We start from the raw sequence: 10496 nt of genomic DNA on the forward strand, positions 1-10496 counted from the left end.
TGGACAGCGCATGGTACACTCGATGTTGAAAGGGGTTTCAAAAACAAAAGACAAAGGGGGAGAACCATGAGAAAGAAAGCATCCGCATGGCTGGCGCTTGCGTTCGGAGTCGGGATGGCGCTCTCAGGCTGCAGCAGCTCGAACTCTTCATCCGATCACGCCAAACAAGGCAGCCAAAAAGCGGGAGAGAAACTCGAGATTTTCAGCTGGTGGACGGGAGCCGGCGAGGAAGACGGCTTAAAAGCGCTCATCAAACTGTTCCAAGAAAAATATCCGGATATTAAAGTCGAAAACGCCGCAGTCGCCGGCGGGGCCGGAACGAACGCCAAGGCGGTGTTGGCGAGCCGCATGCAAGGGAACGACCCGCCATCAACGTTCCAAGTGCACGGCGGAGCGGAGCTGAATGAAGGCTGGGTTGCGGCTGGCAAAATGGAGCCGCTCAACGATTTGTATGAAAAAGAAGGCTGGATGGACAAATTCCCGAAAGCGCTTATCGATATGGTAAGCAAAGACGGCAACATTTACTCCGTGCCCGTCAACATTCACCGCGGCAACGTGCTGTGGTACAACAAAAAAATCTTCGCCGACAACGGGCTAAAGCCGCCGAAAACGTTCGACGAGTTTTTCCAAGCGGCGGATAAGCTGAAAGCAAAAGGCATTACGCCGCTCGCCTTGGGCGACAAAGAGCCGTGGGCGGCGACGCACCTGTTTGAAAACGTGCTGCTTGGCACGCTCGGAACGGAAAACTACAAGAAGCTTTGGACGGGCGAATTGTCGTTTAACGACCCACAAGTGAAACAAGCTGTCGAGACGTTTAAGAAAATGCTTGGCTATATTAACGAAGACCATAGCTCGCGCAACTGGCAAGACGCCGCCCAGCTCGTCGCTGAGGGGAAAGCGGCCATGTACGTGATGGGAGACTGGGTGAAAGGCTATTTTGTCAACGATTTGAAATTGAAGGTGAACCAAGACTTCGGCTATGTGCCAGTGCCGAATACGGAAGGCAAGTTTATGGTCATTACCGATACGTTCGGCCTGCCGAAAGGCGTGAAAAACCCGGATGATGTAAAGAAATTTTTAGCGGTGCTTGGCTCGGTGGAAGGGCAAGATGCGTTCAACCCGCTGAAAGGCTCCATCCCGGCCCGCATCGACGCGGATCCGTCCAAGTACGATGAATACGGCAAACAAACGATGCAAGACTTCAAAACAGCCGAATTGGCGCCGAGCTTAGCCCACGGCTCCGCAGCGCCGGAAGGGTTTGTCACGAAGGTGAATCAGGCCGTCAACATTTTCGTGACGCAAAAAGATGTGAAGACGTTCATCGACACGTTGGCTTCGGCTGCAGCAGAACTGAAGAAATAATGGAGAAAAGGGGACGGGAGCCATTCTCTTCCCCTTTTCGCCATCATGAGGAGGAATCGTAGTGGAAACGGTCAACGTCACAACGACGGAGAAGGCAACGGCCGTCCCGGCGGTGCGGAAAAAGCGGAAATGGACGGCCGATCATTGGCTGGCAGCGGCGTTTTTGGCGCCGTCGGTCGTACTGATTTTCTTATTTGTGTACGGGTTTATCGGCTGGACGGGGTATGTGTCGTTGAGCAACTGGAACTCCCTTGTACCGGATTGGTCGTTTGCCGGGTTGAAAAACTATCTGTATTTGTTTCATGATTTCCGCTTCCAGGCCGACTTGCGCAATACGCTCGTGTTTACGGTGTTGTTTATCGCCGCCGTCATCGTGCTCGGCCAGCTGCTTGCCATTTTGCTTGACCAAAAGCTGCGCGGCGAGTCGCTGTTCCGCAACATTTTCTTTTTCCCGATGGCTTTGTCCTTTGTCGTCACCGGAGTCGTGTGGCAATGGCTGTTCAACCCGTCAACGGGTGTGAATCTATTTTTGAAACCGCTTGGCCTTGATGGAAAATGGTATACGGATACGAACATCCTTGGCGGATTCCATTGGGGGAAAATCGAATTTGGCGTTCCTGTCGCCATCGTTGCGGTTGTCGTGGCGGCCGTCTGGCAAATGACCGGATTTGCGGTGGCGATGTATCTCGCCGGCCTGCGCGCTATTCCGGATGAAGTGCGGGAAGCGGCGCGGATGGACGGAGCGACCGAGTTTCAATTGTATTGGAAAATCATTTTGCCGCTGCTGCGGCCGATCACCGTCAGCGTCATCATCATTATGGCCCATATTTCGCTGAAAATTTTCGATTTGATTTACGCCATGACCGGGCCGGGGGCGAACTTTGTCACCGATGTGCCGGGCGTATACATGTTTGAAACGACGTTCCGCGGCAACTATTATGCGAACGGGGCGGCAATCGCCATTGTGATGCTGCTGTCGGTCGCGATGTTTATCGTTCCGTATCTCGTCTCGAGCCGCAAGGGGGGATCATAATGGCGAAACCACTATGGGCGCGGCCGTTTTTGTATATGCTCGCACTGGCGATGAGCGCATTTTTTCTATTGCCGGTATATGTCATGATCGTGACAAGCTTAAAACCGCTCGATGAAGTGATGTTGGCGGACATGTGGAAGTTGCCGTCAACGGTCGATTGGAGCAGCTATGCGACCGCATTTGAAAAGCTGGCCCCGAACTTTTGGAATTCGATTTTGCTCGTCGTGCCGGCGACGCTCTTATCCGCCCTGCTTGGGGCGCTCAACGGCTACGTGCTGTCGAAATGGAAGTTTAAAGGAGCGGATACGCTCTTTACGCTCATTTTGTTCGGCATGTTCATCCCGTATCAAAGCATTCTCATTCCGCTCATCCAGTTTTTGCGCGAAATCGGGCTGTACAACACGATTCCGGGGCTTGTGTTCGTCCATGTCGTCTACGGCATTCCGATCACCACACTGATGTTTCGGAATTTCTACGCGGCGATCCCCGATGAAATGATTGAGTCGGCGAAAATCGACGGCGCTGGGTTTGTCCGTATTTTTCGTTATATTATGCTCCCCTTGTCCATCACTGGATTTGTCGTCGTGGCGATCTGGCAGTTTACAAACATTTGGAACGAGTTTTTGTTCGCCGTGACGATCACGACGTCGGACAAACAGCCGATCATGGTCGCCTTGCAAAACTTATCCGGCAGTCAAATCGTCCAATGGAACGTGCAAATGGCGGGAGCCCTGTTGGCGGCGCTGCCGACCTTGCTTGTGTACATCTTCCTTGGCAAATATTTTGTCCGTGGGTTGTTGGCTGGTTCGGTGAAGGGGTGAGCCAATCAGCAGTGTAGATCAACAAACCCGGTAGACAATAGAATCGATTGCGCTATGTTTCAAAAAGCCGCTGATCAGCGGCTTTTTGTCATTGATGCCCTCTCCCTTTTTCTAGTAAGATAGATACAAGAAAAGAGCAGATGAAGAAAGAGAGGCGTACATATGATCCTAGGAGCCATTGAAGCTGGAGGCACGAAATTTGTCTGCGCCATCGGCGATGAACAGGGGAACATCCATGAACGAGCGGTGTTTCCGACGACGGCGCCGGAAGAGACGATGGCGCACGTCATCGACTTTTTCCGTCCGCACCGCATCGAGGCGATTGGCATCGGGTCGTTCGGCCCAGTCGATTTGCGCCCGGACAGTCCGACGTACGGGTATATTACGAGCACGCCGAAACAGGCGTGGGCGCAGTTTGATTTTGTCGGCACGATGAAGCAGCATTTTCCCGTGCCGATCGGCTTTGACACGGATGTCAACGCGGCGGCGCTCGGCGAGCAGCGCTGGGGGGCGGCGCAAGGATTGGATAGCTGCCTATATATGACGGTCGGGACAGGCATTGGTGTCGGCGCCGTCGTGGAAGGGCGGCTGCTTCATGGGCTGCTTCATCCAGAAATGGGACATATGTTCGTCCGCCGTCATCCGGATGACGCGTTTGCCGGCATCTGCCCGTATCATGGCGACTGTTTGGAAGGGATGGCGTCTGGCCCCGCGATTGAGCGGCGTTGGGGGAAAAAGGGAGCGGAGTTGGCGGACCGCCGTGAAGTATGGGAGTTGGAAGCCTTTTATCTTGCCCAGGCGATCACCAACTACATCCTCATTTTATCGCCGAAAAAGGTGATCACGGGCGGGGGCGTCATGAAGCAGACGCACGTGCTGCCGCTTGTGCGCCGTCATGTGCAGGAATTGCTTGGCGGCTATATTCAGCACGAAGCGATTCTCGAGAAGATCGATGAGTACATCGTCCTCCCAGGGCTTGGCGACAACGCCGGCGTGGCGGGCGCGTTGGCGCTTGCGGCGAGGGCGATCGAATAGCAAGAACGGCCGTCCACCGTCTTCAATCAGGCGGTGGGGCCGTTTGTTTTTTGTTTGAAGGCAGGGGCTCTGACCGACTGTTCAAAAAACTCGTTCAAAAATCGACCAATTGGTCAAAAAATATCGTTTTTGAGTTGCAAATCTGTATAACATTAGTTTATAATTAGTTTGACCATCCGGTCATGAGTGATATGGAGGCGAGGACAATGACCGATGTTCGACGGTTGGTTGAATGGCTGCAACAGCGCGGCGTACGGGTTGATTTCGTGAAACCGCGCGCGCTGTTGCCGTCGTATCGGCAATGGATGACAGCGAATGGGAAAGGAATGAGTCGTTGCCATGGATGAACGGCGCGTCCAATTTATTGAGGCGGCAATGAAATTGTTTGCCGAAAAAGGGTATCATGAGACGTCGATTCAAGATTTGGTCGAGGCATGGGGGATTTCCAAAGGAGCGTTTTATCACCATTTCGCCTCGAAGGAAGATTTGTTGCTGGCGGTGCTCCGCTACTACAGCGAAAAAATGGTCGCTGATTTCATGGCGGACGGCGGGGAAGGGACGGAAAAAGAACGGTTTACTCGCCAGCTGGCTGCCCATTTTTCTCACATTCGCGAGTACAAAGACTTTTTGCGTATGATGATGTCGGAGCAATTGCCGAAAGTCAATCCGGAAGTGGAACGGTATATGTTCCGCCAGCATGGGCGCCTTTTTTTATGGTATTGCACGCGCCTAGCGGAGGTCTATGGCGAGGCGGTTGGTCCGTATGTGTATGATGTGGCCATGATGACGAACGGCATCATCCGGCAATATTTGTTTTACTTCTTTTTTCGCGAGGAGGCGTTTGATGCGGACGAGGCAGCTCGTTTTCTTGTGCGGCGCATTGATGCGATTGTCGCCAGCTTCACGGCTGATGAGCGCCCGCTTTTGACCGAGGAGGCGCTTGCGCCATGGATGGAACTGGAGAAGCGTGAGCGCGAGCGTCAGCGGGAGCGGCTGGCTTCGGCGTTCGCCGCCGTCCGGGAGGCCGCCAATGGACTCAATCCGAAGCAGGGGAACGATGTGCTGGAAGCCATAGCGGCGCTGGAGGAGGAGCTGCTTGGGCGCAATGAGCCGCCGCGCGCCTATATCGTCGAAGCGCTGCTGTTGTATTTGCGCCATCAACAGGCGCCTCAACTGGCGTCGGCTTTGGATGCATTGGTCAAAGAAATGGATGAATACCAACGACAAAACGGATGGGAGAGAGAAGTATGGAAAAAGCGATAGCAGTGCCGACGAGCACTATTCGTCATCGCCCGTTGCTGATCACCGGGCTCATTATTGCGATGCTCTTTGCGGCGTTGGACGGGACGATTGTCGGAACGGCGATGCCGCGCATCGTCGGGGAACTTCGCGGACTCGGTGTCATGACGTGGTTGACAACGGCGTACATGCTCACGTCAACGACGGTCGTGCCGATCGCCGGCAAGCTCGCCGACTTATTGGGTCGTCGGATTGTCTATGTGAGCGGGTTGGTCATTTTTATGGCTGGTTCCGCGCTTTGCGGCATGGCGAACGATATGACCGAGCTCATCATTTACCGCGGCATTCAAGGACTGGGCGGCGGGATTATGATGCCGATGGCCATGGTCGTCATCGGCGACGTCTTTACCGGCAAGGAGCGGGCGAAATGGCAAGGGGTGTTCGGCGGCTTGTACGGCCTTGCTTCGGTGCTGGGCCCGCAAATCGGCGGCTTTATCGTCGACCATTTGAACTGGCGCTGGGTGTTTTACATCAACTTGCCGGTCGGCATTCTCGCCACGGTGCTGATTGCCATGGGATTAAGCAAATATAAAGCCGAAGGGCCGGTGAAATTTGACATCGCCGGGATGGCGACGTTGACCGTGGGCGTCGTCAGCCTGCTGTTGGGACTGACGTTTGGCGGCGACCGATATCCGTGGGGGTCGTGGCAAATCGTCTCGCTGTTTGCGGCCGCCGTTGTCTTTTTCGCTTTGTTTGTTTGGGCGGAAAAGCGAGCCGAAGAGCCGATCATTCCGCTTTGGCTGTTTGGCAATCGGACGTTTACGCTGCTCAATGGCATTGGCTTTTTCATGAGCGTCGGCATGTTTGGCGCCATTATGTTTGTCCCGTTTTTCATGCAAGGCATTGTCGGGGTGAGCGCCACCCAGTCCGGGACGATTATGACGCCGATGATGATCACGATGATCATTGGCAGCGTCGTTGGCGGCCGTTTGGTATATCGAATCGGGGTGAAAACGCAACTCGTCGCCGGCATGATCATTATGGCGTCCGCATTTGGGCTCCTTGGCACGATGGATGTCGATACGTCCAAATGGACGGCGACGATGTATATGATTATTCTCGGTCTTGGCACCGGGCTCGTGATGCCGATTTTGACGCTCGCCTTGCAAGAAAGCTTCCCGAAATCGGAGCTTGGCGTTGTCACCTCTTCGAGCCAATTTTTCCGCTCGATTGGCGGGACGTTTGGGATGACAGTGCTTGGCGCCATCATGAACCACCGGTCGAGCGTCTTGCTTGACGAGCGGCTCATGCCAAAGCTTGAAGCGCTGCCGGCGCAGGCGAAAGGGCTTGTCGACCGCTTTGCCGATATGATCCATACCGACCCGCAAGGCTTGTATTCCGTCTTGCTCAGTCCGGAAGCGATGGCGAAAATTCCAGCGCCGCTTCGGGACATGTTCGTGCCGGTGCTGAAGCAGTCGCTTGTCGATTCCCTGCAGGCGGTCTTTTGGTTCGGGCTCGCGTTTATCGCGGTCGGCTTGCTTTTCGTGTTCGGCTTGAAGAGGATCGTCTTGTCCGATCGGGCGGAGGCGATGAAGCCGTTGAAGCAGGGAACCGAGACCGAGTGAAGAAAAGGAAACGGCGGACCGCGCCTTTTCGGCGAGAAGGCGGGCCGCCTTTTTTGTGGGCGGCAACGAACAAAAGAGCGATGAGGCATCCAGAGGTAGGCGTCGGTTTGCTTTTGTGCCGCTCATTTCGCCGGGCGGGTCTCGCATCAACGCGATGCTCGGCGCTTGGCAGCTTCACGGTGACGATCGGCAACGGGCGGCTACGGCGCGCCTGCCTCTGCGCTTTGGCCGAAGACGCGCGAGCGGGTGAGAAAGCGAACGCCTTCCGGGCCTTCGAGGGAAAACATGCCGCCGCGCCCCGGAACGACATCGATGATGAGCTGCGTATGCTTCCAATATTCGTATTGCGCCTTAGCGATGTAAAACGGGCAGCCGCCGATTTCGCCAAGCAACACGTCGGAATCGCCGACGATCAACTCACCGAGCGGGTAGCACATCGGCGAGCTGCCGTCGCAGCAGCCGCCGGATTGATGGAACATAAGCGGGCCGTACTTGGCTTTCAGCTTTTCGATTAACGCTAACGCTGCTTCGGTGGCGATGACTTTCGGTTCTTCAGCCATTGGGTGTCCCTCCTTTGCATTCATGCATTTCGTTTGTTTTCAGTATGGGCGGTCAATCGGCGGCCCGCCGCTTGGCGGAGAACGAGTGAGACAACAGCAGTGTCGTCAAGGCAAAAGAGGGTGTCCCGAACGGAACCGGGACACCTTGTCAACATGGTGGGCTCTTCGCCTCAAAACGGGGAGGCGGTGAAAGAGTGGGTGGGTGAGTATTAGAACAAGCCCAGTTTTTTCGGCGAATAGCTGACGAGCAAGTTTTTCGTTTGTTGATAATGGTCAAGCATCATTTTATGCGTTTCGCGGCCGATGCCGGACATTTTGTAGCCGCCGAACGCCGCATGGGCCGGATAGACGTGGTAGCAGTTCGTCCAGACGCGGCCGGCTTGGATGCCGCGGCCGAAGCGGTACGCGGTGTTGATGTCGCGCGTCCAGACGCCGGCGCCAAGGCCGTACAGCGTCTCATTGGCGATGGCAAGCGCTTCGTCGTGGTCTTTAAACGTCGTGACCGCGAGCACTGGGCCGAAAATTTCTTCTTGGAAAATGCGCATTTTGTTATGGCCTTTGAAAATCGTCGGCTTGACGTAATAGCCGCCGGCAAGTTCCCCTTCCAGTATGTTCCGTTCCCCGCCGATCAAAAGTTCGGCGCCTTCTTGTTTGCCGATGTCGATGTATGACAAAATTTTCTCGAGCTGTTCGGAGGAGGCTTGGGCGCCGATCATCGTTTCCGTATCGAGCGGATTGCCTTGCTTGATTTGCTTGACGCGCTCAAGCGCCCGTTCCATAAAGGCGTCGTAAATCGACTCATGGATGAGGGCGCGCGACGGGCATGTGCACACTTCGCCTTGGTTTAAGGCGAACATCGTAAACCCTTCAAGCGCTTTATCAAGAAAGTCATCGTCTTTGTCCATCACATCAGCGAAGAAAATGTTCGGGGACTTGCCGCCAAGCTCGAGCGTAACCGGCACGATGTTTTGCGAGGCGTATTGCATGATGAGCCGTCCGGTCGTCGTTTCGCCGGTGAACGCCACTTTCGCCACGCGCGGGTTCGAGGCGAGCGGCTTGCCGGCTTCTAAGCCAAAGCCGTTGACGATGTTGACGACGCCAGGTGGGAGCAAATCTTCGATGAGTTCGATGAGAACGAGGATCGATGTCGGCGTTTGCTCCGCCGGTTTCAACACGACGCAGTTGCCGGCCGCGAGCGCTGGCGCGAGTTTCCAGGCCGCCATTAAAATCGGGAAGTTCCATGGGATGATTTGTCCAACGACGCCGAGCGGTTCTTTGAAATGATAGGCGACTGTGTCGTGATCGATTTCTGAAATCGTGCCTTCTTGCGCGCGGATGCAGCTGGCAAAATAGCGGAAATGGTCGATGGCAAGCGGAATGTCAGCCGCGAGCGTCTCGCGGATCGGCTTGCCGTTTTCCCACGTTTCGGCGACGGCCAGCATTTCCAAATGTTCTTCCATCCGATCGGCGATTTTGTTCAGCAAACGGGCGCGCTCTGCCGGAGACGTGCGTCCCCATGCGTCTTTGGCCGCATGGGCGGCGTCAAGCGCCAGTTCGATGTCCGCCGCTTTCGAGCGCGGCACTTCGCAATACGGCTGTCCGGTGATGGGCGTGATATTTTCGAAATACTCGCCGTCGACCGGCGGCACCCATTTGCCGCCAATGAAGTTTTCGTAGCGCTTTTTAAATGTGACAAGCGCGCCTGGCTGGCCTGGTTGTGCGTAGATCATCCCCGATTCCTCCTCCATTTGAGTTTTTTGTATTCGCTTACAAAGGAAAGAATATTATAAAAATTCTTTCCAATGAATACAATATCATGACTGAACAATACTGTCAAATCGAAAATGTCCATGCAGCCGTATAGATGGTGATGAGAAGAGGCGCCCCGTTGCGTTTGGGGCGCCCTTGGTTGGCTTCAAGGACTTGAATCGACGGTTCGGCCATCAATCGACTTCCAAGCCTTCCAGCCAGCGGCTTGCGTAGACGCTGCAAAGATGGTGGAACACTTCGATCGCCTCGTTCGGGTCAGCTGCAAAAAAGGTGCTGGCGGCCGTTTCGTTTTCTTCGCGGACGAACTCAAGCAAAAAGTCGGTGGCGATCCGGTTGAACAAAAGAAGCGCGCCGTAGGAGCGCTCAAGCTGGCGTTTCCGCTCGAGCGGGTCATCGATGGACAAAAACGGACGCTCATAGCGGGCCGTCATCTCTGACAGCCGGCGCTGGATCTTGCGCTGGGCGTCCGTGAGCATCGCCTCGATCGTCTGTGGCGATAGAAAGGTTTGCTCGCGCAGCATATAGCCCCAAATTTGCTTGAGCGCATGGGCCGATTCGCTCGCAAACGCGATGTTGCCGAGCAGATCGGCAACGTATTGCTCGTCGTCATCAGTTTGAATGCGCAGCTTCATAATGATTTCGAGCACATCGGAATGAATTTTTTCTTTCTGCCATGATTTCGTCAGCTCATGAAGCAAGACGGAAAGCGAGCGTGCCAATTCTTCTTTCGTCATGATCAGCCAGTCCTTTCCCAGCAACATCATTCTCTTTCACATTGTATCATGACGGCTGTCTGGATAAAGCAGATCCGTTATGTTTCCGAATTGACGGAGGAAAACGGCGGTTTGAGCGAAGATTGGGATCCATCGTTTCATCTCTATTTCGCGCAGGAGACTCCCACTTCAACGACCAAAGGGAGTAAGTGGAGAGGAATGCGCGTTCCCCCCTTTCTTTTGTGGTATGATAGAATAAAGACGTGGAGAAAACCGTTCAATAAAGGCACTCCCATAACGGCTGCTCGATGGATGGAGTTGGTTGCAGGAAACGTTGC

General features: G+C 54.7%; 10 protein-coding genes. 7 read left to right on the forward strand and 3 right to left on the reverse strand.

Going from position 1 to position 10496, the window contains the following annotated elements; translation table 11 throughout:
- The first annotated feature begins 66 nt into the window (after positions 1–66).
- From ETR37_RS15070 to ETR37_RS15095, 7 genes are all read left to right on the forward strand, one after another.
- Positions 67–1362 carry an ABC transporter substrate-binding protein gene (locus ETR37_RS15070; protein WP_129447469.1) on the forward strand — a complete coding sequence of 432 codons (1296 nt, stop codon included), beginning with the start codon at positions 67–69 and terminating at the stop codon, positions 1360–1362.
- A 61-nt stretch (positions 1363–1423) separates the two neighbouring features.
- The gene (locus ETR37_RS15075) at positions 1424–2395 is read left to right on the forward strand and encodes a carbohydrate ABC transporter permease (protein WP_129447470.1); all 972 of its coding nucleotides are present in this window, start codon (positions 1424–1426) and stop codon (positions 2393–2395) included.
- Positions 2395–3216 carry a carbohydrate ABC transporter permease gene (locus ETR37_RS15080; RefSeq protein ID WP_129447471.1) on the forward strand — a complete coding sequence of 274 codons (822 nt, stop codon included), beginning with the start codon at positions 2395–2397 and terminating at the stop codon, positions 3214–3216. Before ETR37_RS15075 ends, ETR37_RS15080 begins: the two co-directional genes overlap by 1 nt.
- Before the next feature lie 162 nt (positions 3217–3378).
- Positions 3379–4251, forward strand: a complete 873-nt coding sequence (locus ETR37_RS15085) for an ROK family protein (protein ID WP_129447472.1) — start codon at positions 3379–3381, stop codon at positions 4249–4251.
- A gap of 206 nt (positions 4252–4457) precedes the next feature.
- Positions 4458–4598 (forward strand): hypothetical protein, encoded by a 141-nt coding sequence (locus ETR37_RS19220; RefSeq protein ID WP_164978010.1) that lies wholly within the window; start codon positions 4458–4460, stop codon positions 4596–4598.
- Complete coding sequence (locus tag ETR37_RS15090) at positions 4591–5514, forward strand: TetR/AcrR family transcriptional regulator (protein WP_129447473.1); 924 nt, start codon at positions 4591–4593, stop codon at positions 5512–5514. Before ETR37_RS19220 ends, ETR37_RS15090 begins: the two co-directional genes overlap by 8 nt.
- Complete coding sequence (locus ETR37_RS15095) at positions 5499–7115, forward strand: MDR family MFS transporter (protein ID WP_129447474.1); 1617 nt, start codon at positions 5499–5501, stop codon at positions 7113–7115. The genes ETR37_RS15090 and ETR37_RS15095 overlap by 16 nt, the downstream gene beginning before the upstream one ends.
- A gap of 200 nt (positions 7116–7315) precedes the next feature.
- Here the strand turns inward: ETR37_RS15095 and ETR37_RS15100 are convergent, their stop codons facing one another.
- The 3 genes from ETR37_RS15100 to ETR37_RS15110 form a co-directional block, all read right to left on the reverse strand.
- Positions 7316–7675 (reverse strand): DUF779 domain-containing protein, encoded by a 360-nt coding sequence (locus tag ETR37_RS15100; RefSeq protein ID WP_033006606.1) that lies wholly within the window; start codon positions 7673–7675, stop codon positions 7316–7318.
- Positions 7676–7884: 209 nt separating this feature from the next.
- Complete coding sequence (adh, locus tag ETR37_RS15105; RefSeq protein WP_129447475.1) at positions 7885–9405, reverse strand: aldehyde dehydrogenase; 1521 nt, start codon at positions 9403–9405, stop codon at positions 7885–7887.
- A gap of 213 nt (positions 9406–9618) precedes the next feature.
- Positions 9619–10206 (reverse strand): hypothetical protein, encoded by a 588-nt coding sequence (locus tag ETR37_RS15110; RefSeq protein WP_033006607.1) that lies wholly within the window; start codon positions 10204–10206, stop codon positions 9619–9621.
- Positions 10207–10496 lie beyond the last annotated feature (290 nt).

The sequence above is a fragment of the Geobacillus sp. PK12 genome (genome assembly GCF_004123125.1).
Taxonomy (GTDB): domain Bacteria; phylum Bacillota; class Bacilli; order Bacillales; family Anoxybacillaceae; genus Geobacillus; species Geobacillus zalihae.